The sequence below is a fragment of the Flavobacterium sp. AK-301 genome, assembly GCF_058310215.1.
Map to the genome: position 1 here is coordinate 23,778 of NZ_JBZEES010000012.1, position 24,294 is coordinate 48,071.

Annotated in this window: 24 protein-coding genes and 1 tRNA gene; 13 read left to right on the forward strand and 12 right to left on the reverse strand. The window is 33.5% G+C overall.

The window, feature by feature from the left end; all coding sequences use genetic code 11:
* Nucleotides 1–25: 25 nt before the first annotated feature.
* Nucleotides 26–790 (reverse strand): class I SAM-dependent methyltransferase, encoded by a 765-nt coding sequence (locus tag AC4FQX_RS13160; RefSeq protein ID WP_491168171.1) that lies wholly within the window; start codon nucleotides 788–790, stop codon nucleotides 26–28.
* A 91-nt stretch (nucleotides 791–881) separates the two neighbouring features.
* On the reverse strand, nucleotides 882–1,700 hold the full coding sequence (gene map / locus AC4FQX_RS13165; protein WP_491168172.1) for a type I methionyl aminopeptidase: 819 nt from the start codon (nucleotides 1,698–1,700) through the stop codon (nucleotides 882–884).
* A 119-nt stretch (nucleotides 1,701–1,819) separates the two neighbouring features.
* Between map and AC4FQX_RS13170 the strand changes: the two genes are divergently transcribed.
* A complete protein-coding gene (locus AC4FQX_RS13170; RefSeq protein WP_491168173.1) occupies nucleotides 1,820–3,094 on the forward strand; it encodes an acetyl-CoA hydrolase/transferase family protein in 1,275 nt (424 codons plus the stop codon).
* A 324-nt stretch (nucleotides 3,095–3,418) separates the two neighbouring features.
* Here AC4FQX_RS13170 and gpmI read toward each other — a convergent pair whose 3' ends face one another.
* Complete coding sequence (gene gpmI / locus AC4FQX_RS13175) at nucleotides 3,419–4,939, reverse strand: 2,3-bisphosphoglycerate-independent phosphoglycerate mutase (RefSeq protein WP_491168174.1); 1,521 nt, start codon at nucleotides 4,937–4,939, stop codon at nucleotides 3,419–3,421.
* A 276-nt stretch (nucleotides 4,940–5,215) separates the two neighbouring features.
* On the opposite strand from gpmI, the gene AC4FQX_RS13180 reads away from it, so the two are divergent.
* Nucleotides 5,216–5,956: a murein L,D-transpeptidase catalytic domain family protein gene (locus AC4FQX_RS13180; RefSeq protein WP_491168175.1), complete on the forward strand. Its 741-nt coding sequence runs from the start codon at nucleotides 5,216–5,218 to the stop codon at nucleotides 5,954–5,956.
* Here AC4FQX_RS13180 and AC4FQX_RS13185 read toward each other — a convergent pair.
* Nucleotides 5,945–7,537 (reverse strand): L,D-transpeptidase family protein, encoded by a 1,593-nt coding sequence (locus AC4FQX_RS13185; protein WP_491168176.1) that lies wholly within the window; start codon nucleotides 7,535–7,537, stop codon nucleotides 5,945–5,947. The two genes, AC4FQX_RS13180 and AC4FQX_RS13185, sit on opposite strands and share 12 nt — an antisense overlap.
* Nucleotides 7,538–7,562: 25 nt before the next feature.
* Nucleotides 7,563–8,003 (reverse strand): GNAT family N-acetyltransferase, encoded by a 441-nt coding sequence (locus AC4FQX_RS13190; protein ID WP_491168177.1) that lies wholly within the window; start codon nucleotides 8,001–8,003, stop codon nucleotides 7,563–7,565.
* A 216-nt stretch (nucleotides 8,004–8,219) separates the two neighbouring features.
* Between AC4FQX_RS13190 and AC4FQX_RS13195 the strand changes: the two genes are divergently transcribed.
* A tRNA-Gly gene (locus AC4FQX_RS13195) sits at nucleotides 8,220–8,292 on the forward strand.
* 79 nt (nucleotides 8,293–8,371) lie between these two features.
* Here the strand turns inward: AC4FQX_RS13195 and pepE are convergent.
* On the reverse strand, nucleotides 8,372–9,079 hold the full coding sequence (pepE, locus tag AC4FQX_RS13200; protein WP_491168178.1) for a dipeptidase PepE: 708 nt from the start codon (nucleotides 9,077–9,079) through the stop codon (nucleotides 8,372–8,374).
* 361 nt (nucleotides 9,080–9,440) lie between these two features.
* Between pepE and AC4FQX_RS13205 the strand changes: the two genes are divergently transcribed.
* The 3 genes from AC4FQX_RS13205 (at nucleotide 9,441) to AC4FQX_RS13215 (ending at nucleotide 11,285) form a co-directional block, all read left to right on the forward strand.
* Nucleotides 9,441–10,205 (forward strand): hypothetical protein, encoded by a 765-nt coding sequence (locus tag AC4FQX_RS13205; RefSeq protein WP_491168179.1) that lies wholly within the window; start codon nucleotides 9,441–9,443, stop codon nucleotides 10,203–10,205.
* A 229-nt stretch (nucleotides 10,206–10,434) separates the two neighbouring features.
* Nucleotides 10,435–10,707 (forward strand): Sec-independent protein translocase subunit TatA/TatB, encoded by a 273-nt coding sequence (locus AC4FQX_RS13210; RefSeq protein ID WP_491168180.1) that lies wholly within the window; start codon nucleotides 10,435–10,437, stop codon nucleotides 10,705–10,707.
* A gap of 2 nt (nucleotides 10,708–10,709) precedes the next feature.
* On the forward strand, nucleotides 10,710–11,285 hold the full coding sequence (locus AC4FQX_RS13215) for a phosphatase PAP2 family protein (RefSeq protein WP_491168181.1): 576 nt from the start codon (nucleotides 10,710–10,712) through the stop codon (nucleotides 11,283–11,285).
* Here the strand turns inward: AC4FQX_RS13215 and AC4FQX_RS13220 are convergent.
* Nucleotides 11,282–11,923 carry an O-methyltransferase gene (locus AC4FQX_RS13220; RefSeq protein ID WP_491168182.1) on the reverse strand — a complete coding sequence of 214 codons (642 nt, stop codon included), beginning with the start codon at nucleotides 11,921–11,923 and terminating at the stop codon, nucleotides 11,282–11,284. The genes AC4FQX_RS13215 and AC4FQX_RS13220 overlap by 4 nt on opposite strands.
* A 282-nt stretch (nucleotides 11,924–12,205) precedes the next feature.
* On the opposite strand from AC4FQX_RS13220, the gene rlmN reads away from it, so the two are divergent.
* The 3 genes from rlmN (at nucleotide 12,206) to dnaG (ending at nucleotide 16,427) form a co-directional block, all read left to right on the forward strand.
* Complete coding sequence (gene rlmN / locus AC4FQX_RS13225; RefSeq protein ID WP_491168183.1) at nucleotides 12,206–13,261, forward strand: dual-specificity RNA methyltransferase RlmN; 1,056 nt, start codon at nucleotides 12,206–12,208, stop codon at nucleotides 13,259–13,261.
* A gap of 69 nt (nucleotides 13,262–13,330) precedes the next feature.
* Nucleotides 13,331–14,311, forward strand: a complete 981-nt coding sequence (locus AC4FQX_RS13230) for a polyprenyl synthetase family protein (RefSeq protein WP_491168184.1) — start codon at nucleotides 13,331–13,333, stop codon at nucleotides 14,309–14,311.
* Nucleotides 14,312–14,453: 142 nt separating this feature from the next.
* On the forward strand, nucleotides 14,454–16,427 hold the full coding sequence (gene dnaG, locus AC4FQX_RS13235) for a DNA primase (protein WP_491168185.1): 1,974 nt from the start codon (nucleotides 14,454–14,456) through the stop codon (nucleotides 16,425–16,427).
* Between the two features lie 18 nt (nucleotides 16,428–16,445).
* Here the strand turns inward: dnaG and AC4FQX_RS13240 are convergent, their stop codons facing one another.
* Together AC4FQX_RS13240 and nadE are read right to left on the reverse strand one after the other, a co-directional pair.
* On the reverse strand, nucleotides 16,446–17,075 hold the full coding sequence (locus tag AC4FQX_RS13240; RefSeq protein ID WP_491168186.1) for a LuxR C-terminal-related transcriptional regulator: 630 nt from the start codon (nucleotides 17,073–17,075) through the stop codon (nucleotides 16,446–16,448).
* Between the two features lie 84 nt (nucleotides 17,076–17,159).
* On the reverse strand, nucleotides 17,160–17,966 hold the full coding sequence (nadE, locus tag AC4FQX_RS13245) for an NAD(+) synthase (protein ID WP_491168187.1): 807 nt from the start codon (nucleotides 17,964–17,966) through the stop codon (nucleotides 17,160–17,162).
* A gap of 128 nt (nucleotides 17,967–18,094) precedes the next feature.
* Between nadE and gldB the strand changes: the two genes are divergently transcribed.
* Complete coding sequence (gene gldB, locus AC4FQX_RS13250; RefSeq protein ID WP_491168188.1) at nucleotides 18,095–19,051, forward strand: gliding motility lipoprotein GldB; 957 nt, start codon at nucleotides 18,095–18,097, stop codon at nucleotides 19,049–19,051.
* Nucleotides 19,051–19,386 (forward strand): gliding motility protein GldC, encoded by a 336-nt coding sequence (gene gldC, locus AC4FQX_RS13255; RefSeq protein WP_491168189.1) that lies wholly within the window; start codon nucleotides 19,051–19,053, stop codon nucleotides 19,384–19,386. The genes gldB and gldC overlap by 1 nt, the downstream gene beginning before the upstream one ends.
* Before the next feature lie 460 nt (nucleotides 19,387–19,846).
* Here the strand turns inward: gldC and AC4FQX_RS13260 are convergent, their stop codons facing one another.
* From AC4FQX_RS13260 to AC4FQX_RS13270, 3 genes are all read right to left on the reverse strand, one after another.
* Nucleotides 19,847–20,725: a HEPN domain-containing protein gene (locus AC4FQX_RS13260; protein WP_491168190.1), complete on the reverse strand. Its 879-nt coding sequence runs from the start codon at nucleotides 20,723–20,725 to the stop codon at nucleotides 19,847–19,849.
* A gap of 379 nt (nucleotides 20,726–21,104) precedes the next feature.
* Nucleotides 21,105–21,719 (reverse strand): ribosome biogenesis GTP-binding protein YihA/YsxC, encoded by a 615-nt coding sequence (yihA, locus tag AC4FQX_RS13265; RefSeq protein ID WP_491168191.1) that lies wholly within the window; start codon nucleotides 21,717–21,719, stop codon nucleotides 21,105–21,107.
* 46 nt (nucleotides 21,720–21,765) lie between these two features.
* Nucleotides 21,766–22,536, reverse strand: coding sequence for an alpha/beta fold hydrolase (locus AC4FQX_RS13270; protein WP_491168192.1), 771 nt, complete (start codon nucleotides 22,534–22,536; stop codon nucleotides 21,766–21,768).
* A gap of 401 nt (nucleotides 22,537–22,937) precedes the next feature.
* Here AC4FQX_RS13270 and mraZ point away from each other — a divergent pair, with 401 nt between their 5' ends.
* Nucleotides 22,938–23,411, forward strand: coding sequence for a division/cell wall cluster transcriptional repressor MraZ (gene mraZ / locus AC4FQX_RS13275; protein ID WP_491168193.1), 474 nt, complete (start codon nucleotides 22,938–22,940; stop codon nucleotides 23,409–23,411).
* Nucleotides 23,386–24,294, forward strand: a complete 909-nt coding sequence (rsmH, locus tag AC4FQX_RS13280) for a 16S rRNA (cytosine(1402)-N(4))-methyltransferase RsmH (protein ID WP_491168194.1) — start codon at nucleotides 23,386–23,388, stop codon at nucleotides 24,292–24,294. The genes mraZ and rsmH overlap by 26 nt, the downstream gene beginning before the upstream one ends.

Consider the following 24,294-nt stretch of genomic DNA (forward strand, 5'->3'; position numbering starts at 1 on the left):
TAATTTATAGACTAAATAGTTTTTTCTATTTAAAACAGACCGGAATAATTTCACCTTTGATAAGGCAATACTTCTCCGTTAATTCAGGAGCTATTTTTTGTGTATAGTCTTCCTCTATAACAGTGAATCCAATAGTACGCAGTTTATCAAAATAATCTCTTCCATATACACGAACATGATCATATTGTCCAAATATGGCAGCGCGTTTCTTTGGATCCGTAATGGAGTTGTCTTCAAAAGTAGTTTCTCTTTTAAGATCCTGAGGGATCTGGAAAATACCCATTCCACCAGGTTTTAAAACTCTGAACAGTTCCTGCATAGCTTTAGTGTCGTCAGGAATATGTTCTAGAACATGATTACAGAGAATAACATCAAAGCTATTATCTTCAAAAGGTAAATCACAGATATCAGCTTTAACATCAGCTAATGGTGAAAGAAGATCTGTTGTTGTGTATTCCAGATTTTTTTGTTTTCTGAATAATTTATAGAAAGCTTGTTCAGGAGCAAAATGTAGTACTTTTTTCTTTTCTTTAAAAAAATCAGTTTCATTATTAAGATACAACCATAGTAAACGATGTCTTTCCAGAGAGAGTGTGCTTGGAGATAAAACATTATTACGCTGTGTATCGTAACCATAAGGCAGAAAAGTTTTAAAACTTTTACCATCAATAGGATCTGTAAAACGGTTTCCTTTCAGAGCCAAAACCAGAATAGGTCTGGCAACATAGCTCAGCCGAATCAGAACAGGTCTGGGGATAGTATTAAGTATAAATTTAAAAAATTTCTTCATTTCTTTAAAAATTACACAGAGTTTTATGAAACAGACCAAGGTTATTTTCTATAAAACTCTGTTTTTTTTCTGTGTATCTTTGTGAAATAATCTAAAGGACTAAAGGTACTTGTCTGAATTCTTCTTCTTCATTAGAAACGATTCCTAATTCCTTATAAATATAAGCGAATGTTGAAAGTATTTCCGGTTTACCATCAATTAAAGCAACATCATGTTCAAAGTGGGCGCTTGGTTTACCATCTCGGGTAACAATCGTCCATCCGTCCTTAAGCTGTTTAATATTTCGGGTTCCCATATTGATCATTGGTTCGATTGCAACGGTCATTCCTTCCTGAAACATTTTTCCTTTCCCTCGTTTTCCATAATTAGGCATTTCAGGATCTTCATGCATTTTTCTACCCAGACCGTGACCTACTAGTTCACGAACAACACCATAACCAAAAGATTCAGTATATTTCTGAATGGCACTTCCTACGTCTTCCACACGGTTTCCGGCTTTAAATTCACGAATACCAATATAAAGAGAGTCCTTGGTGACCTGTAATAGTTTTTTGGTTTCAGGAGCGACCTCACCAATTTCAAAGGTGTAAGCGTGGTCTCCGTAAAATTCGTTTTTAATAGCTCCACAATCTACGGAAACGATATCACCTTCCTCTATTGGTCTATTTGTTGGTAATCCATGTACAACCTGTTCATTAACACTAGTTAGCAATGTTGAAGGACACCCATATAATCCTAAAAATCCAGGAATTGCTCCATGATCTCTAATGAAAGTTTCGGCTAATTTATCTAGTTGAAGTGTCGTAATTCCCGGTTTGATTTCGCTAGCAATCATTCCCAGTGTTTTGGATACGATTAATGCACTTTCTCGCATTAATTCTATTTCTTCACGGGTTTTTATAATAATCATAATTGTACTAATTTTCAGTTTGCAAAAGTACGATATTAAATTTTATTTGAATTTAATAAATGATTTTTGTCATTTATTTGTAAAATTAAGATTCCTATATTTGAGAAAATTTAGGATATATGAGTAAATATGTAACTGCAGAAGAAGCGGTTAAGGTCGTTAAGTCCGGAGACAGAGTGTATGTTCAGGCTGCTGCTGCGACACCAACGATTCTGACCAGAGCTCTTTCTGAAAGAGCTTCAGAATTAAGGAATGTTGAAATTTGTCATATGCATACAGAAGGGGAGGCTCCCTATGCAAATCCGGAATTGAGAGATAGCTTTCATGTCAATTCTTTTTTTATAGGCAAGAATGTCAGGCATACATTGAAAGCAGGAAATGGATCGTATACTCCTGTTTTTTTAAGTGAAATACCTCGTCTGTTTAGAAAAAAAGTAGTTTTATTAGATGTTGTTTTGATTCATGTTTCACCACCCGATATACATGGACATTGTTCTCTTGGGGTTTCGGTAGAAGCCACATTAGCAGCTATAGAAAACTGTAAAATCGTTATTGCGCAGGTTAATCCAAGAATGCCAAGAACTTTTGGGGATAGTATTCTTCATGTTTCAAAGATTGATTATTTAGTTGCAGTTGATATTCCTGTCTATGGTCATGGAGAAGAAAAGATATCTAATCTGGAACATAAAATAGGGGATCATGTTGCCTCCCTTATAGAGGATGGAAGTACATTGCAAATGGGGATTGGTTCTATACCGAATGCAGCACTAACAAAATTGATGAATCATAAAAATCTGGGATTACACACAGAAATGTTTTCAGATGGTGTTATTGATCTGATACAAAGTGGTGTTATTAATTGTAATTTTAAAGGTGTGAACAGAGGCAGAGTGCTAGCTACATTTTTACTCGGTTCACAACGCTTATATGATTTTGTAGATGACAATCCGTTTATTGAAATGAGAGAATCATCTTATGTTAATGATGCTTCAGTTATTCGTAGAAACCCCAATATGGTAGCAATCAATTCTGCAATTGAAGTGGATATTACAGGACAGGTATGTGCTGATTCAATCGGAGGAAAAATGTATTCCGGCGTAGGAGGACAGATGGATTTCATTAGAGGAGCTTCATTAAGTAATGGAGGAAAGGCGATTATTGCATTACCATCTGTTACAAAAAAAGGGGAAAGTAAGATTGTACCTTTTTTAAAACAGGGAGCAGGAGTTGTTACTACTCGTTCTCATGTTCAGTATATTGTTACGGAAAACGGAATTGCAGATTTGTATGGTAAAACATTAAAACAAAGAGCAAAAGAAATGATCAATATAGCGCATCCCGATCATCAGGAACAGATAGAAAAAGATTATTTTGATATGATATGTGGTATTTAGAGAAAAGAACCAAGAGTCAAGAAGAAAGATGTTATGGATATACGATTTAGATATATTTTGAAAACCTTTGCGCCTCCTGTGGCTTTGTGAGAAACAGATAATATCTATACAGTACTGATCGGATAATCATTTCTATAATAGATTGAAGAAGAAAGAAAATAGTAGAAGGCTTTCGAACGAAAGCCTTCTTTTATAATAATTATCTTTTTGAAAGAATTTCTAAAAAATCTTGTTCTAGCGTTGTAACCGGTTTTTCTATAATTCGACCTACTTCTTTACCTTTTCGATAGATTATAAAAAGAAGAACATGAGTAATATTACATTTTATGAGATCAATGAGTGTCTTGTCATTGCTTCTGGTTTCTGAATTCCCATCAAATCGAGGATTGTAGGAGCAATATCACCTAAAACACCATCTTTTATCTGTTTAATATCTTTGTCTACAAGAATGATCGGTACAGGATTTGTTGTGTGTGCCGTATTAGGTGTTCCGTCCGGATTAATCATCGTTTCACAATTGCCATGATCCGCAATAACAATCGTAGTATAGTTGTTTTTCAGAGCTGTTTCTATCACCTCTTTTACACATTTATCTACAGCTTCACAAGCTTTAATTGCTGCTTCCATAACTCCGGTGTGTCCCACCATATCACCATTAGCAAAGTTGAGACATACAAAATCTACCTCTCCTTTCTGAAGTTCAGGAACCAGTGCGTCTTTCAGATCAAAAGCACTCATTTCCGGTTTTAGGTCATAAGTAGCCACTTTTGGAGAAGGACATAATAAACGTTTTTCCCCTTCAAATGGAGCTTCCCTTCCACCAGAGAAGAAGAAAGTAACATGCGGGTATTTTTCCGTTTCAGCAATTCGGATCTGTTTTTTATGGTTTTTTTCCAGTACTTCACCTAAAGTTTCCGTAATGTTGTCTTTATCATATATTACATGCATATTGATAAATGAATCATCATAATTAGTCATAGTTACATAGTACAGATTCATTTTATGCATGTTCTGTTCATGATGATCTTTCTGGCTTAGAACCTCTGTTAATTGTCTTCCTCTGTCCGTTCTGAAATTAAAGAAGATAACCACATCGTTTTCCTGAATAACAGCAATAGGTTTATTCTGTTCATCCGTCATAACAATAGGTTTGATAAACTCATCTGTGATGTCATTTTTATAACTTTCTTCAATTGAACGGATACTGTTTTTAGAATGTTCCCCGGTTCCGTTTACTAACAGATCATAAGCTATTTTTACTCTTTCCCAGCGTTTGTCACGATCCATAGCATAATATCTTCCAACAACGGAAGCTAATTTTACTGAAGTATTTTTAATGTGTTTTTCCAGATCAGAAATAAATGACACTCCTGATTTTGGATCTACATCCCGTCCGTCTGTAAAAGCATGAATGAATACTTTATTCAGTCCGAATTCTTGCGTCGCATCCACTAATCCTTTTAGATGATTAATATGGGAGTGTACGCCTCCATCGGAAACAAGACCTAATAAATGAACATTTTTATTATTATCCTTTGCGTACTTAAAAGCTTCAGTTAATGTTTTTTCTTTGTTCAGGGTTTTGTTTTCCACAGCCAGATTTATTTTAACTAAATCCTGATAAATAATTCTGCCTGCACCCAGATTCATGTGTCCCACTTCACTGTTTCCCATTTGTCCTTCAGGAAGACCAACATTCAGTCCATCTGTTCGAAGAGAAGCGTTAGGGTATTTTGTATAAAGACTATCTATAAAAGGAGTGTCAGCATTATCTATTGCGGAAACTTTTGGGTCTGGAGATTTCCCCCAGCCGTCAAGGATCATTAAAATTACTTTCTTATTCATGAGATTTATTTTTTCGTATTGTTGAAGTGTCCTATAATGAAAGAGAAAAATCTTTGTAAACACACCACACTTTTTGTATTAACAAAAATACTGATAAAAAAAATAAAAAAATCCAATAATGTAATAATATTAAAAAATCAGCGTTAGAGTAAAATCTGATTAAAAAACCAGTTAAAGTGTTAAACAGCAATATTTTATAAACAAAAGTGCTCAATTATGATAAAGTTTTTATACTTTTGCCGACTAAAAATTAATAACACAAAGGAAAGAGATACAATGATTTACAAGATAATGCCTGTTATATTATTTTTTTTGACATCGTTTACACCGAATAGTTCATTCACACCAAACAGATTAGAATTAAATATTACAAAAGAAAAAGATACCGTACTGATTGCTAGTGTTTCAAAAACAAAAGCAATTTCAAAAGTTGAAAACCTCTATTATAATTTAGATGCAAATAATTTTGCTTTACCTCAACTGGAAAGTTTTAAAAAAGCCATTGAAGGTTTTTATTTACTGAAAGAAAAAGGAATCATCAAAAAAGACATTTTGACGTTAATAGACTTTAGTCTTTCTGCTAATAAGAAAAGACTTTGGGTGATTGATATGGCTACTAATACGGTTCTTTATAACACTTTAGTCTCTCATGGAAGAAATACAGGAGAAGAGTTTGCAAATAAGTTTTCAAATAAAGTCAGTTCTTATCAGAGTAGTTTAGGTTTTTATGCTGCATCAGAAACCTATAATGGTAAACATGGATTATCTTTAAGATTAGATGGTTTGGAAAAAGGGATCAACGATAATGCCCGAAGCAGAGCAATTGTTATTCATGGAGCTAACTATGTTGGAGACAGATTCATTAAAAATAATGGAAGACTGGGGAGAAGTGAAGGCTGTCCGGCTATTCCAATGGATTTAAAAGATGAGATCATTGAAACGATCAAAGGAAAATCCTGTCTGTTTATTTATCATCCGTCCAGAGATAACCAGACACCTATTAAATTACTCTCTTAGTTTTTTATATAAATTATTATCTAGTTTATAGATATCTTCTCTGAATTGTAACTCCTGAGTATTCATCCAGGCAGTCCAGTATAATAAGTGAATTTGAATATCATCTTTGATATTTACATTTTGGGTCTTTTTAGTAGCCAGAGTTTCATCTATTTTTTTCTGATTCCAGTTGGTTGCATCATTCAGTATGTATTCCGTTAACTGCATAGGGTTTTCAACGCGTACACAGCCGGAACTGATTGATCTGTTTGCTTTATTGAACAGTCCTCTGTTGTTTGTGTCGTGCAGATAGACTAAAAAAGTATTTGGGAAAATGATTTTAACTCGTCCCAGTGAGTTATAACTGCCCGGGCTCTGAACATAACGATAACCGCGTGCATCCTCTGCTTTCCAGTTGATGGCGTTAATAACATTATTATTCTTGTCATAAACAGTGATGTTCTTGGAGTCTAAATACCCTGTATTTCTTGATGTAGCAGGAATCAGGTCTTCTTTCAGTATAGTAGGAGGAACAGTCCAGGTAGGATTATAAACGATATAGTTCAGTTTAGAACTCAGAACCGGTGTTTGTCTTTTTGCTGTACCTACAATTACTTTATGAGTACGGGTCGTATCTTTTCCTTTTACAACATGAAGAGTATAATCCGGAATATTGATAATAAAGTAACTTTCGCCCATATTTTTAGGAAACCACCTCCAGCGTTCTAAATTAGCGATGATTTGTTCTTTTCTTTTTTCTTTTGAAACATTTAAAGCGGCAATCGTTCCAGAACCGATTACGCCGTCGTTATCCAAACCATGTCTTGTCTGGAATTTTTTAATTGCATTAAAAGTGACTGTATCATATACAGAGGTAAGAGAGTCGGGAGCTTTCAGATCTTTCCAGTAGATCAGTCTTTTTTTGATCGGAATTAAAGTTGTACTGGAATCATTCAAAACCAGCTTTTTTTCTTTAAGTTTTATATTCTCAAAACTTTCATTTGGGAATTTATCAATAAAAATAAGAGCATCTCTTAGTCTGCTATAAACAATATGCTGAGGTTTACTCTGGTTAATAGCTTCTCCGATTTTGTTATCCTTTAAGGCAGTAGTAAGAATCTTTTCAGATTCAATGGTATTTGGTTTTAGATCCCAGTTAGAATATAGTTTCTTAGGATTTAATTTTCCGTTGGTCAGTACAGATATATATTTATAGAAGTTTTCTGTTAGTAACAGATCGTACTCTATTATCTGCTCTTTTGTTAAAGAATCTGTTTTATTTTCAAAATCATTCAGTTTTTTAATAGGATAATCTCCGGGAGATAAGCCTTCTTTGTCTGATTTTATAAGACTTTCAATCAATTCTTTTCGGTTTTTTTCAGAGATCCAGACTGTTTCATTATTAAATGACTTATAAAATGAAAGAATAGTTTTATCCTGAATAGTAGCTAAAACAATCGAGTCAATGGACTGCCTTTTCAAATCATGATTTGAAATTTTAGAATACGGAATCACTGAAATATTTTCAGCAGATGCTACTGTGTTCTCTTTTTTACAACCTACTAAAATACCTACTAAAAATAAAGAGTAGAATAGTTTCATACACAAAATAGTTTAAAGTTTTAGATTAAAAATTCTTACTCATAATATAATGTGTTCCTATATCTTTAATGTCAAAAGGCATTCCGATAAGCTCATAGCCTAATCTTTTATAAAAATTAACAGCTGCGGCTCGGGCATTAAACCAGATAATTTCACCATTGTTTTCTCTGACGTACTTTTCAGTGGCGTAGATCAAATCCTCTCCAAGTCCCTGTCTCTGATGAGTGGGTAGAACTGCCATACCTCTGAGCTGGTATTGTTGTTCTTCCTCAAAAAGTTTATTCTTATTTTTAAATAACGAAGCAACACCAACAAGTATATCATCTATGAATAATCCGAAATGATAGGTTGAAGGCAGAGTATCCCCTTCAAAGTGGCAGCTTTCAACAGGTTTCCCTTTTCTTAATACCGGATGTCTTACCGAATAGCTTTCAAATGCGGAAATAGGTTTAATTATCTTGGTCATTATGTATATTGTACTTTAAGATTGCATCGTTTAAAGTTACAATTTTTTTCTTATACATTTAAAAACAGGTAAAAATTAAAAAAATGAGTAGATGCAACTGTTTGGCAATAAATAAATTAAAAAGATATAAGTGCATTCTGATAAAAAAAACAGAAAAAAATACATCAGAAATTTGCACAGAAGTAAAATAAATGTCTATATTTGCATCACAATAACGCGGGAGTAGCTCAGTTGGTAGAGCTCCAGCCTTCCAAGCTGGTTGTCGCGAGTTCGAGCCTCGTCTCCCGCTCGTAATTAAAAGCCGAAACGAAAGTTTCGGCTTTTTGTTTTTGATTCTTGTTTCTTTCCTCTAGATCCTTTTCTATAATTTAACCTATAAAACTTAGATCGCTGTTCGGTTCTAATTCTTCCGGAGGTTCGTTATATCTGAAAAGACGAGCCGATAAATCCCCTTTTAGTGTGATAATACCACCTTCAACTTTTAACCAGCTTCCTTCCCTTAGTCCTAATACAGGAATGTGATTGAATTGGTGAAATTCTTTAATTCTGGTTTCACGGGTTTCTCCCATGTGGCTGGAATTCGGATCCGGATCTAAATAATGAGGATTTAAATTAAAAGGAATATATCCCAGTGTTTTAAAACTTGGGGGATAGATGATAGGCATATCATTTGTCGTTTGCATGGAAAGTCCGCAGATATTACTGCCGGCACTGGTTCCTAGGTAAGGTATTCCATATTTAAGACTTTCAGCCAAAGATTCTATTAGTCCAAGTTTATATAATTGAGTAACTAGTAAAAAGGTATTTCCACCACCTGTAAAGATTCCTTCAGCTTGTTCAATTGCTTCTAACGGATTCTCATATTCATGAATTCCTTTTACATGAATATCAATTTTTGAAAAAGCTGTTTTTACTCTCTCCGTGTATTCATTATGTGATATACCGCCAGGTCTGGCGTATGGAATAAACAAAAGAGTAGTTACGGATTTAAAATGTTCTTTCAGTACAGGTAACAGATATTCTAAGTATTCTCCATTATGTAATGTCGAAGTACTGGCTATGATTCCTTTTTTCATTTTTTTCTTTTCAGGGTTACAAATACAAAAATACAAAGTTTACTTCTTAACAGGAGTTTGATTCTTGATTTAAATAGAAGTTACTGTTAATAGATCAGGATTAGCAAAATTGAAGCTGCGGATAGTCGATTGTACTATATTAACATAACTTTATCAACTCATTAATATTAAATTTAGAGGCTCTACAGATACTTTTACAAATATTATATTGTTAGATGAAAAATTCATTAAAGTATTAAATTCAAAAATAAAATAATAGCCCGGTTTCTGATAGGAGAATTGGCAATTGAATATAACGAGTTATAGGATTACGAGAAACAATAAATTAAGATCTTTTCCAAAAGTATAAATTGGGACAATTATGGAGAAAAAGATATTCTGTGTGTTTGTTTTATTTTTGTTTCAGAATCTTTTAGCACAGGAAGATATCCGAAAGATGCTGAATGGAAAAGTTGCTGTTGAGGGAAATTCATCAGGACTTATAAAAGTAATTAATCTGAATACAGAAAAAGAAGTTACGACAGATTATTCAGGTTATTTTACCATTTCTGCACAAAAAGGAGATATTCTTATTTTTTCTGGTAATCAAGTGAAAATGAGACAGATTACGTTAAAGGAAGAAGATTTTAAAGAAATGATATTTATTGTTGATATGAGAATGGTGGTCACACAGCTAGATGAAGTGGTTGTGACAAAATCAAAAATCACAGCAAAATCTTTAGGGATTATTCAGGAAGATATGGTTTTGCCAACAGTAGCTGAACGAAGATTAAATCAGGAATCTTCTTTAGGGTTAGGAGGATTGATAAATGCTTTTAGTGGAAGAACTTCAATGTTAAAGGATAACCTGGCAGTAGAAAAGAAAAATTCTGATTTAGAAGATTTACAAATTTTATTTGGGGAAGAATTTTATATAAATCAGATAAAGATTCCAACAGAGTATATCAAAGCCTTTCAGTATTATTGTATTGAAGACCGGGAATTTGTAAAAATACTGGCAAAAGGAGATAAGTCACTGATTAAATTTTCCTTAGTCGATATGGCGAGGAAGTTTAAGGTAATAAATAGTCAATTTGAGAATCAAGAAGAAAGAGTCAAGAGTCAAGATTTTAATGCTAAAGAGTGAGTTGATAAAAGTCAAAGACTTTATACGCATTGTTTTTTGTGAATGAGTACTGAATTTCTGTTTTTATGGTTTTGTCAGGTTTTGTAATAAAGTCAGAAGATTCAGAAAATGGATTTGACTGGATTTTAACGAAACTTTAATTGTGCTTTTTAAATGGTGATTAATTTTTAAAAGAAACATTTTAATTACCTTTGTTACCCGAAAGGGAAATCTAATAAAAATTTAGTTTATGGGAGGTTCAGAAATAATTTTAATTTTAGTTGTAGTTGTCATGCTTTTTGGAGCAGATAAAGTTCCTGAAATCGCACGTGAGCTAGGTAAAGGAATGCGACAGTTGAAAAACGCTACAGAAGATATTAAAAATGAGATTCAGAAAAGCGCAGAACAAAGTGGAATAGATACTTCTCTTACGGATGTTACAAAAGAGATTAATTCGGAAATAGGAAAACTGAAAGAAGGAGTTGATGAAAATGTTACAGGACCTATTAAACGCCAGCTATAAAAATGATTGAAAAAATAATAGGATTTGATAAACAGGTGTTTGTTTTTTTGAATGGGTTAGGTTCAGAACAATATGATCCTTTTTGGAAAATAATTACTTCTCAGATAAACTGGATTCCATTATTCATATTTCTTTTTTATCTTGTTTTTAAAAAGCTGGGGTGGAGGCACTCCCTTTTGGTACTTATATCTATTGCTGTTTTAATAACATTAACTGATCAGACTACAAATTTATTCAAATACGGTTTTCAGAGATTAAGACCCTGTAATGACCCGGAAATAAACAGTTATATTCGAATCATTATTTCCAGAAAATCATTTAGCTTTATTTCAGGACATGCATCAAATTCTTTTGCGTCTGCTTTATTCCTGTATCTGATATTAAAACCTTATTTTAAATATATTGGACTTATATTCCTGTGGCCGTTGCTATTTGCCTATAGCAGAATTTACTTAGGATTACATTTTCCATTAGATATACTTTGTGGTTTCGCCTGGGGAACACTGACAGCACTGTTTGTTTTTCAAATCTATAAAATAGCTAAAAAAAGATATTTCCCACAGTCAGAAGTACATTAAAGAACTCTGCATACTGTTAATCCGTCACGTATTGGCAAAAGAACCGTTTCCACTCTCAGATCCTCTTTGAGTTTTCGGTTATATTCTAGTAATACGTTAGTGCTTTTATCTTTTGGATCTATTGACTCCAGAACTTTACCGCTCCATAATACATTATCAGACAAAATAATCCCTCCTTTATTCATTTTTGGAACAACCAGTTCAAAATAGTTTAGATAATTTTCTTTATCCGCATCAATAAAAACCAAGTCAAATTTTGTGTTCAGAGTTGGGATAATAGTAACAGCATTCCCCAAATGGGGTATAATCTGTTTTCCCCATGGAGAAAGATCAAAATATTTTTTCTGAAAATCTACCAGTTCTTCTTTAATATCTATGGTATGTATAACACCTTCTTTTTGTAGCCCTTCTGCTAAACATAAAGTAGCATAACCGGTATATGTGCCAATTTCCAGAATCGTTACAGGATTAATAATCTTAGATAATATGCTTAAAACCCTTCCCTGAAAATGACCGCTGAGCATGCGGGGCTGTAAAACTTTTTGGTATGTTTCTTTGTAAAGTGCCGCTAATAAAGCAGGTTCATCTTCAGAATGTGCTACTACATAATCTTCAAGATCGTGAGAAATAAAATGCATGATATTTTTTTTGCAAACTTAATAAAATTCTGTTTGATCTCTGGATTTTTAGATGGTTCTATTATTGGCTTATTCAAAATGCTAAAAACAATATTATTAGGCGTGTTGTCTGTTTTACAGTATAAGTTTGAAAGGCGTATACACCTTTCAAAAAAATATCTGATTTTTAAACATTAGACAGAGCCTGAAAGAGAGAACAAACAGAGTAATCGAATAATCGAAATATCTAAATATCGAATAATCGAACCATCAGATTAAAAATAGTTAGTACTTTTGCACAGCATGGAAATGAAGAAAAAAGATATAAGGGCTTTAACAAAAGAACAGTTACGCGAATTTTTTGTTGCTAATGGCGATAAAGCATTTCGCGGTAATCAGGTATATGAATGGCTTTGGGGTAAAGGAGTATATCGTTTTGAGGATATGACGAATATTACCAAAATGACCCGACAGATGCTTGAAGCACATTATGTGATTAATCATATCAAAGTAGATCAGATGCAGCGTAGCAGTGATGGGACCGTAAAAAATGCGGTACGATTACATGACGGACTGGTTGTAGAATCTGTTCTGATTCCTACAGAAACCCGTACAACAGCTTGTGTATCAAGTCAGGTGGGTTGTAGTTTGGATTGTAATTTCTGTGCTACAGCAAGATTAAAACGAATGCGTAATCTGAATCCCGATGAGATCTACGATCAGGTCGTTGCGATAGATAATGAAAGTCGTCTGTATTATGATCGTCCTTTATCTAATATTGTATTTATGGGAATGGGAGAACCCTTGATGAATTATAATAATGTCATTAAGGCAATTGATATGATTATTTCTCCAGAAGGATTAGGAATGTCTCCAAAAAGGATCACTGTGTCTACTTCAGGAGTTCCAAAGATGATTAAAAAACTGGCAGATGATGAGGTGAAATTCAAATTAGCAGTTTCTTTACATTCCGCAATAGATGAGGTACGCTCTAAGATTATGCCTTTTAGCGAGAATTTTCCGTTAGCAGATTTAAGAGCTTCATTAGAATACTGGTATGCAAAAACAAAAAGCAGAATTACATATGAATATGTAGTATGGAAAGGAATTAATGATACTAAAGAGGCAATAGATGCGTTAGTTAAATTTTGTAAATATGTCCCCTGTAAAGTAAATTTGATTGAATATAATCCTATTGATGACGGAGAATTTCAGCAGGCAGATCCAATTGTGATAGAGAAGTATATCAAAGCATTAGAAGCACATAATATTGTAGCAAAAGTACGTCACAGTCGTGGAAAAGATATTGATGCAGCCTGTGGACAGTTAGCAAATAAAGAAGCTGAAGAGCTAAAGTGATAACAGAGTAAAAGATTTACTATAACAGACATTTGTCACAATAAAACTTAGTAGTATATTTGAATTACAATGAAAATAACAGAACAAATAAAGCAACCGATATTTAATGAGATGGAAACTTTTGAGAAAAAATTTCATCAGTCCATGTCTTCAAAGGTTGCTCTGCTAAATAGAATTACTTATTATATCGTAAACAGAAAAGGGAAGCAGATGCGTCCCATGTTTGTTTTCCTGACTGCTAAAATGGTTTCAGGAGGAGAAGTAAACGAACGTACTTACAGAGGCGCTTCTGTTATTGAGCTGATTCATACTGCAACTTTAGTGCATGATGATGTTGTAGACGATAGTAATCGTCGTCGTGGGTTTTTCTCCGTAAATGCACTTTGGAAAAATAAAATAGCCGTTTTAGTTGGTGATTATTTGCTTTCCAAAGGATTATTGCTTTCCATTGATAATGGTGATTTTGATCTTTTAAAGATTATATCTGTTGCTGTTCGCGAAATGAGTGAAGGAGAGCTACTTCAGATTGAAAAAGCCCGTAGACTAGATATAACAGAAGAGGTGTATTATGAAATTATACGACAAAAAACAGCCACGTTAATAGCTGCCTGTTGTGCTCTAGGCGCTCGTGCGGTTAAAGAAGATGATGATACACAGGTAGAGAATATGCGTAAGTTTGGAGAGCTTATAGGAATGGCTTTTCAGATCAAGGATGATCTGTTTGATTATACGGATGATGCTATCGGAAAACCAACAGGTATTGATATTAAAGAACAAAAAATGACACTGCCTCTCATCTATGCTCTTAATAATTGCACTAATAAAGAAAAAAACTGGGCGATTAATTCCATTAAAAATCATAATAAAGATAAGAATAGGGTAAAAGAAGTTATTCAGTTTGTGAAAAATAAAAAAGGATTATTCTATGCAGAAGAAAAGATGATTCAGTTTCAGCAGGAAGCCCTTTTGTTATTAGATATATATCCTCAGTCGCCTTATAAGGATGCCTTGATTTTGATGGTAAATTATGTTATAGAGCGTAAAAAATAGGGTGTTATTGACTTAATAACTGGAGCTGTAGATACCAATTTTAAATAGTTGAGTGTTTTCAAAGAGAAAAGTTATTTAAATTCAGTATTTAAAATTTAGAATAAGACACTCTTTGTATCTTTGTTATCTTGCTATTCAAAAGATGATTTCAAAAAGCACCATAGATTCTGTTTTCGAAGCTGCCCGCGTAGAGGAGGTAATTGGCGATTTTGTCCAGTTAAAAAGAGCTGGAAGTAATTTCAAAGGACTGAGCCCGTTTTCAGATGAGCGCTCACCATCCTTTATGGTATCACCCGTAAAACAGATATGGAAAGATTTCAGTTCCGGAAAAGGGGGAAATGCTGTTGCTTTCTTAATGGAGCATGAACATTTTACCTATCCCGAAGCCATTCGGTATTTAGCAAAAAAATACAATATTGAAGTAGAAGAAACAGAACAGACTAACGAAGAAAAAGCACAGACTGATGAGCGTGAAAGTATGTATCTTGTTTCAGAATATGCACAAAAATATTTTCAGAATATATTATTAAATTCAGAAGAAGGAAAAGCAATAGGATATTCTTATTTCAAAGAGCGAGGATTTACTAGTGAGACCATTAAGAAATTTGGTTTGGGATATTCACCGGAATCCTGGGATGCTTTCACAAAAGAAGCTCTGGGAAAAGGATACCAGTTACAATATTTAGATAAGACCGGACTGACCATTGTCAAAGAAGAAAAACAGTTCGACCGATTTAAAGGACGTGTTATGTTTCCTATTCAGAGTATGTCCGGACGTGTTCTCGGTTTTGGAGGAAGGATACTGACAAGCGATACCAAAGCAGCTAAATATCTGAATTCTCCTGAAAGTGAAATTTATCATAAAAGTAAAATATTGTATGGTATTTTTCATGCAAAACAATCCATTGCCAAATCTGATAATTGTTATTTAGTAGAAGGATATACGGATGTTATTCAGTTCAGTCAGGCAGGAATAGAGAATGTGGTGGCTTCTTCCGGTACAGCATTAACACCGGATCAGATTCGATTGATCAATCGTCTGACAAAAAACATAACTGTACTTTTTGATGGGGATGCAGCAGGACTAAGAGCTTCTATTCGTGGTATTGACCTGATTCTTGAAGAGGGGATGAATGTGAAAGTATGTACTTTTCCTGATGGGGAAGACCCTGACAGTTTTGCCAGAAAGAATTCTCATGAAGAGTTGGTTGCTTATTTGGAAACCAATGCAAAAGATTTTATTCAGTTCAAAGCTTCTCTGTTGATGGATGAAGCACAGAACGATCCTGTTAAAAAAGCGGGATTAATTCGGGATATGGTGGTTAGTATTTCTAAAATCCCGGATCGCATCCAGCGTGAGATTTATTTACAGGAATGTGCTAAAATAATGGATATTTCAGAACAGGTTTTGTCGAACACTTTAGCACAGTTAGTTCAGAAAGATATTACAGATGTGAGTAAGAGAATAAAACAGGAACAGAAAGCTTTTGATGTTGTTAAAAATGAAAGACCAGAAGTTTCTAAAGTAGACATTTTGTATCAGCTGGAAAGAAAGATTATTGAGATTCTTTTACTGTATGGTAATATTGAAGAAGAATTTGAAGATGTTTTGCTAAAAACGAATAGTGAAGGAGAAATGGAAAATGTGGTCGAGAAAAATATTTATAAAGTATATCAGCGTATTTATCTGAGTTTGCAAGAAGACGAAGTTGAACTGGCAAATAATTTGTTCAGAGATATTTATGATGATCTGATCAATTACTACCATCAAAATGAGACCTTTAATATGGAACAGTACCTGATGCAAATGCAACCAGAACTGGCACAAGAAGTCACTGACATTTTAATGGAAGATGAGAGACTATCGTTACATAACTGGGAAGGGCAACAAATCTTTGTGAAACAGAAAGATGAGTCAATCGGTCAGTACGTGTCTGAAACTATTTTGACACTACGATGGTATCTGGTAGATAAAATCATAGAAGATCTAAAAAGTAATATTACTCCAAATCCTGACTCAGATAATACTGAAACCTTAATTATGGCAATGGACTATCATAAGCTGATCAATTCATTTTCGTTAAAATTAGGTAGAGTAATGTCACGCTATCATTGATATAACGATACTTAATACCTAAACAATCTCCAGTTTTTTGGCCTTATTTACTAAATCTACAAGATTAGTTACGTGTAATTTCGTTAGTAAACGTAGTTTATAAGTACTGATCGTTTTTTCGTTCAGATTCAGTATAATCGCAATTTCTTTATTTTTCTTTCCTTCGCTCAGATAGCGTAGCACTTCGATTTCACGAGTAGAAAGTTTTCTGTATAAACGATCCGTTTTATTTCTTTTACTGATTAAGGTCAGATTTCGTTTAATAGTCTCACTAAATACAATTTCACCCTGTTTTACTTTTATGATTGCATCAGAAAGTGTTTCTAACTCAGAATTTTTATGTATATAAGCAGAAATTCCGGCTTTTAAGGCGTTAGGAGCATATATCTGTTCAGATAAATTAGTGTAAATTATGATTTTAGTATTTGGGAATTCTTTCAACAGTGATTTCACAAGGTTGATACTGGAAAGCCCTTCCAGCTCCAGATCTAAAACTAGAATATCAATACTTTTCTTTTTCAAAACTTCTTGCAATGTGTTAAAATTATCAACAACATTAACAATACTTATGTCAGAATGACCTTTGAAAAAGGTTTTTACTCCATATTGTACAACGGGCTGGTTATCAGCTAAACAGACTCTAAGCATAGCGATTTAATTTAGATTAACAAAATTCTTCCACTGTAAAGTTAAGGAAATATATGTTAATTAACAGTTAATTGCTATAAGAAATTATTTCAAATTTATAGGGATAATGCAGATAGGGATAGGAGTCATTTTATGTTGATTTATAGCATTCAGCCTTTTATAAATAATAAAAACCTCTTTTTTTCTTCCGGCAAAATCATCTGCTGTTTTTTCGTTTTCATCTGCGATCATTGCTTCTTCTAATTCATCATAACTAGCACCTAACTGATCCTCATCGGATCTGTCATCTCCAAATAATCCATCACTTGGAGTAGCGTGCAGAATAGATTCCGGGATTTTTAAAAAGGAGCCTAAGAGGAAGACTTCTGATTTCATCAGATCTGCAATTGGACTTAGATCAACACCGCCATCACCATATTTAGTATAAAAACCAACACCAAAATCTTCTACTTTATTTCCAGTACCGGCAACTAACAAGCTATGTATTCCAGCATAATAATATAAAGTGGTCATTCGTAGTCTGGATCTGGTATTTGCCAGTGCTAAATGATATTTTTGTTCATCCACTATATCCGGGACTTCATTTTTGAAAGTTTCAAATACTGTAGTAAGGTCTGCTTCTGTATGGGTTACATTTTTGAATCTTTTTTCAAGCTGTATAATATGTTCTTTAGCACGGCTGACATGATTTTCCGGTTGGTGGATGGGCATTTCAACACAAAGTGTCGGTAGGCCGGTCTGTGCACAGAGAGTAGAAGTTACAGCAGAGTCGACTCCTCCGGAAATCCCAATAACAAAGCCCTTTACTCTTGCAGCGACTGCATACTCTTTTAACCAGTTTACAATTAGATCATTTATTTTTTCAGCTTGGAAAGTTTTTTTTTTAGACATAATATTTTCAAGAATTTTAAAATCAGCAATGTATATTTGCAAAATCGTTTTATTTCGATAAAATTATAAAAACAATACGAATTAGGAAGTATTTCCGTTTAATGTTTCTCAAATAAAATTATCTACTAATGAAAAAGTATCTGTTTGTTTTTGCTCTTCTTTTTATAATAATATCCTGTGATAAAAAGAATGATCTTGAAAAGGAAATTGAAGCTATTCCTGCTGATGTTAAAATAGAACGTTTTGATAAGATATTTTTTGAAGCAGTTGAAGCCGATCTTTCCGGAATAAAAGAACAGTTTTATTATTTTTTTCCAGAAGGAAATGAAGATACGGTCTGGATCAATAAAATGAATAACCCTTTATTAAGAGAACTATATACAGAAGTGCAGAAAAAGTATTCAGATATAGAACCTTTAAAAAAAGAATTGAAATTGCTGTTTCAGCATATCAAATATTATTTCCCTGAAGAGCGTCCTGAAAAAGTTATTACTCTTATTTCAGAAATGGATTATGAAAGTAAAGCTATTTATGCAGATAGTCTCATTCTGATTTCTTTAGATTTGTATCTGGGAAAAGAACATAAATTTTATGAATTTCCGGAATATTATAAACAGACTTTCGAACGTTCTCAGATCATGCCGGATATCGTTACCAGTTTTTCATATGGTAAAATTAAAAGACCAACAGACCGAACATTATTATCACAGATGATCTATGCGGGAAGATCTTTATATTTAAAAGATATATTGTTGCCGGGATATTCTGATGCAGATAAGATAGGGTATACACCTGAACAGATTGTATGGTGTGAGGAGAATCAGCAACAGATGTGGCGTTATCTGATCGAAAAGAAATTATTATATGATGCAGACTCGAAATTAGGGATGCGGTTTATCAATCCGGCTCCCTTCTCTAAATTCTATTTAGAAATAGATAATAGTTCGCCCGGACGTGTGGGAACATGGATCGGATGGCAGATCGTACGTTCTTATATGGAAAATAATGATGTATCTTTGCAGCAATTATTGCAATTAGATGCAAAAGAAATATTTGAAAAGTCAAAATACAAACCGAAAAAATAATGTCAAAAAAATATACTTCTGAAATAAAGTTTTTAGTTGAATTAGACGAGAATCGTGTTCCTGAAAAATTATACTGGACTGCGCATGATGGAGGAATAAAATCTGAAGAAACAAAAGCAGTTATGCTTTCCGTCTGGGATAGTAAAAAACAAGAATCATTACGAATTGATCTGTGGACAAAAGAGATGCCTGTAGATGAGATGAAAATTTTCTTCCATCAGACATTAGTTGCAATGTCTGATACTTTTAAAAGAGCAACAGATGATGAGAAAATGTCAGCAACAATGAAGGATTTCTGTGATTACTTTGCGGAAAAATTGGAATTGAAAAAATAAAATGTATTCTGATTATTCGATTTCTCTGCTTCTTGCTTCGTAAAATCTCTAATTTTGAGAATGCGTTGGTCAGTCTCCGACTGACGTTATTGGTCAATTGATTATGATGTTTTACAAAGGTAAGGGATCTTTAAACACACCTGAAAAGTTAAAAATTTTGCAGAGCAGGATCATAAGTCGTCTATTTAATATTATATGTCGTCTATTCCATTATACCTACAAGGTATTTCAAGGGTTTGAATCCGCAAGGTTAGATATTATTTAAAGATATGTCCAGACGGTAGGTTTCTTTTTAACCTGTTAGGAGATTTTAGCCCTGATAGAGCTGATATCCTCGTAATGAAATGGAGAGATAAAAGCGAAACCCTATAAAAATCTTTTTCCAAAAAAAGAGGTTCATGACCTCATCTGAAAAAACAATAAATAAAAGGGAATAAAGTAGGAATAGCTCCAAATTAAACTAAATCTGTTTTGCGTATTCTGCGATTTTATCTTCGCTTATTTGCTTTGTGATTTCAAGCAAACGTTTTACTTTGGGTAACAGTGCGTCAATATCTTCTTTTGTTACTATGAATTGCGGATTATAACGGGCTTCGATATAGGCACTTTTGAGGAGTTCGAATAATCGTTTTTCTTCGGGAGTATCATTGGGGAAAATAGGCGGTAAATTTGATGAATATTTCCTTATGAAAGAAAACATTTTGGATAAATTATGTAGTTTTGGATTGGTTAGCGTATATACTAATCGGATCGTCTGAAAACTGTTTTCGCAGGCTTGATGAAGATGAAAAGAAGCCATTTTATAATCCTCTTCTAAAAAATAGAATGTTACACCTTTTAAAAAACTAGTTGCTCTATCAAATTTATCTTTAAAATATTCTTCAGCCTGTTGTTTTATTTCGTCAAAACGAAGCGGACGTTGCTCTGCAAGGGTATGTTTTTTTGTGTCATAAAGTACAATCCCTTCTTCTTTGATTTGGGTATAAAAATATCTGCCTGCATCAATATAGTCATTTAACCGATGAATGTTTTCATGTATAAACTCAACGGGAGTTTGTAAGTCTGGATCCTGATAATACATATTATCGATTGCATCAAGAATCTTGGTTGCTCTTTGTTCTGTTACTTTTTCTGTTACTACGAGTATATCATAATCACTTCTGTAGGAGGTAGGAATGCCAAACTCTACTCTTTCGTCATGGTCTACATATTCGTTCCGGGCATAGCTTCCATAGAGGATAATCATTTGAGTTTTTGGGAGTCTTGTGGTTATTTGTTCTACAAAACGGAGGAGGTCTCTTTGTTTCTTTTGTGGCAGATAAGCGATGGAATTCTTCATGGGATGATTAAATATTTACAGAATAAAAATAATTCTATTTTTTGAGATTTATTTTTCACTAAAGTAGTTAAAAAAGAAAACTGTTAGAAGAATAAACCCTTTTTTTATTTTATATATCTCCTAAATGGTATGAGAATCATAATTCATTTAGAAACAAACTTAGGTTGCAAGGTAATAAAAAGATTTTGCAGAGTAAGTCATATATATTGTAGTAAATTAATATCCTGTACTATTTTCGGTTGGAATACCGTACTCTCACACCTTTGAATTTGGAAATTTTGCAGAGCAGTGATAAATCGTCTATCTAATATTGTAATTGTCTATTCCATTATACTTACAAGGTCAAAAAAGACCTTGCAGGATATCGTAAATTTTCAAATTATCCTTTATTTTTAAAAACTTCCTGATTTACTTCATCTATATAATTCAGGACTTCATCACGACCGGTTTTGTCCGTAGAGGAAGTAACAAAATAAGTAGGCATTTCAGACCAGTTATTAGCGAATAACTGTTTCTTGTAGGCAGCAATATTAGAATCAACTTTTACTCTGCTGATCTTATCTGCTTTAGTGAATATTAGACAGAAAGGTATTTCGCTTTCACCCATATATTGAATAAATTCCAAGTCTATTTTCTGAGCTTCAAGTCGGATATCAATTAGAACAAAAGCACAGACTAATTGTTCTCTTTTTTCAAAATAATCGGTAATGAACTGCTGAAAAATGCTTTTTGTTTTTTTAGAAACTTTTGCATATCCATAACCAGGTAGATCTACAAGGAACCAGTTATCGTTGATTTTGAAATGGTTTATAAGTTGTGTTTTTCCCGGTCTTCCTGAGGTTTTTGCTAAACTCTTATGATTGGTCAGCATGTTGATCAAAGAAGATTTACCTACATTTGATCTGCCAATGAAAGCATATTCCGGGATAAATTCTTTTGGGCATTTGCTTACTTCGGAATTACTAATGATAAATTCAGCAGTATTAATTTTCATAATGTAGTGTGTAAATTGGTCAGAAATGATTTTTCAAATCTAAAATCTATTCTTTAAAGTTTCGTTTCTGCAACCATTCAAGAAGCAGTTCGTTAAACTCGTTCGGATGTTCCATCATAGCAGCATGACCGCATTTGTCTACCCAGTACAAATCTGAATTTGGTAACAAGGTATCAAATTCGACTGCAACTTCCGGAGGAGTCACTTTGTCATTCTTTCCCCATATTATACAGGTTGGAACAGTCATTTTTGGTAAGTCTTTTGCCATATTATGTCTAATGGCACTTTTAGCAATGGTCAGAGTTTTGATTAGTTTCATTCTGTCATTTGCCATATCAAAAACTTCATCAATTATTTCTTTGGTCGCAATTGCAGGATCATAAAAAACATCTTCCGCTTTCTTTTTTATATATTCGTAATCGCCTCTTCTGGGATAACTGTCTCCCATTGCGCTTTCATATAACCCTGAACTTCCTGTGATTACTAGTCCAAGCATTTTTTCCGGGTACATTTTTGCGTGATAAAGAGCAATATGTCCACCTAGAGAATTACCTAATAAAATAACTTTATCAAATCCTTTATAAGTAATAAAATCTTTCACATATTTAGCGAAAGCCTTTACATTGGTCTTTAAAATATTCTGGGTATAAATCGGTAATTCAGGAATTACCACTTTATATCCTTTATTCGGAAAAAAATCAGCAACACCATCAAAGTTACTTAAACCGCCCATTAATCCGTGTAAAATGACAATAGGAACACCTTCTCCTGCTTCAAAATATTTATATTTTCCTTCTTTTTTTAAATCTTGCGCCATGAATAAATAAGCAATTTCAAATTCACACAAATATAAGGTTTTATAGTGAAAAATGAATTTTTGTTTTATTAATTTAAAAAATATGATTCTTTAAGGTTCTTTTGAGAAACCCAATGATTTATTTATCAGAAAGTTGTATTTGAAAAGAGGTTTTTGATGATTTTTCTAAAAGTTTTTAAATGGCTTTGTATTGTTTAGAAAAAGAGTAAAATTCTTGTGATATTTTGAATATTGTTTTATCAAATTATCATAATCTTAATTTTTTTACAACTAATTGACCTAGTTATAATTAACCATTTTTTAACTCCGGTGGTAAAACTTATCAACAAAGTGGGGGATTGTGGTAAATTGTGGTAAATATTTCTCTATATTTGCTTAGTAATCGATAAAACTCTAAGTGCTTGAATACCATAGTAGGAACATATGAATGTAAGGTGGATGCTAAAGGAAGGCTGATGTTGCCTGCTCCTTTAAAAAAGCAGTTGTCCACTTCATTACAAGACGGTTTCGTCTTGAAACGTTCTGTGTTTCAGCCTTGTTTAGAGTTGTATCCAATGGTTGAGTGGAATCTGATGATGCAGAAAATTAATAAACTGAACCGATTTATAAAAAAGAACAATGACTTCATCAGAAGATTTACAGCAGGCGTAAAGGTAATTGAAATAGATACTACAGGAAGACTTTTAATTCCAAAAGATTTAGTTGTTTTTGCAAACATTTCTAAAGATTTAGTATTGTCTTCAGCGGTAAATATTGTAGAGATCTGGGATAAAGATCTGTATGAAAAATCGATCGATGATTCAGTAGTTGATTTTGCTGATTTAGCAGAAGATGTAATGGGAAATTTAAATGATGACGACAATGGAATATCATAATCCGGTTTTGCTTACAGCATCAGTGGACGGACTGAATATAAAGCCTGACGGGGTATATGTTGATGTAACCTTTGGAGGGGGAGGACATTCAAAAGAGATTTTGAGCAGGCTGGGAGAAAAAGGAAAACTATTTGCTTTTGACCAGGATGAAGATGCTCTGGCAAATGCTTTGCCGGATGAACGCTTTGTTCTGATTAATGAGAACTTTAGATTTATAAAACGTTTTCTAAGATTTCATGGTATTAAACAAGTAGATGGTATCCTGGCAGATTTGGGAGTTTCGTCTCATCAGTTTGATGTTGCTGAAAGAGGATTTTCAACTCGCTTTGATGCGGAGCTGGATATGAGAATGAGTCAAAAGAATGAACTGAATGCTTTTGAGGTTGTCAATAAATATGACGAAGCCGATTTGAAAAGAATATTCTTTGATTATGGCGAGCTGAAAAATGCAGCTGCAATTGCAAGTGTGATTGTAGAAGCCAGAAGCCAGAGTCCTATTAAAAACACAGAAAGATTAAAATTAGTTTTGAGTAGATTTTTACCAGCTCATAAAAGCCATAAGATATTGGCGCAGATTTATCAGGCAATTCGAATTGAGGTAAATCAGGAAATGGATGTTTTAAAAGAGTTTTTAGAACAGTCGTTAGAGTTGTTGAAACCGGAAGGAAGATTAAGTGTGATATCTTATCATTCTCTTGAAGACAGATTAGTAAAGAGATATATGAGAAACGGGATGTTTGAAGGAGAGCCTGAACGAGATTTTTATGGAAATTTCAGTGTTCCTTTTAAAATGATCGAAAAACTGATCGTTCCCGATGCAGAAGAAATAAAAGAAAATAACAGAGCTCGTAGCGCAAAGTTAAGAGTGGCAGAAAAGAAATAA